This is a genomic window from Marinifilum caeruleilacunae (assembly GCF_013141825.1).
Lineage (GTDB): Bacteria > Bacteroidota > Bacteroidia > Bacteroidales > Marinifilaceae > Marinifilum > Marinifilum caeruleilacunae.
In genome coordinates, this window is record NZ_RZNH01000183.1 from 1 (window position 1) to 406 (window position 406).

The following is a 406-nucleotide window of genomic DNA, read 5'->3' on the forward strand; positions in this document are numbered from 1 at the left end:
GCATGTTGCAGAGCTGCCTGTTTCTCCAGAATATCCATTTGCGGCGGTGAGGCCGCTGGTGCCGGCAGTTGCTCTTCTTCCCGGGACTTCAGTTTCTCGTTGTACCACTGCCAGCCCGCGTCTTTTGCGTAAGCCGGCATCAGGGTGCAGCAAAGGCACCCCGCCAGCATGGCGGCATGTATTGTTCGCATGGTARATACCCTTTTATGAATTAACRCGGCTGGCGTGWCAGRTGCTGATARACGCTGTAYTTATCAAGAAGACGCCGKGTTTTTCCTGCGTCATTGCGGGCTTCMAAGCGATACCCGCTGCAGTACAGKGGAAGYGAATTCATTTCCAGGTTCACCCGCTCCCCTTCTTTAACCACCCACGCGGCCTGAGAAACCCGGTCACACTGAATACCCCA

The 406-nt window shown here is 55.3% G+C and carries 1 protein-coding gene; it reads right to left on the bottom strand.

What is annotated here, in order from left to right; translation table 11 throughout:
- On the bottom strand, positions 1–191 hold a 191-nt coding region (locus ELS83_RS21960), incomplete at its 3' end, for a thioredoxin domain-containing protein (RefSeq protein ID WP_430438945.1).
- Between the last annotated feature and the right edge of the window lie 215 nt (positions 192–406).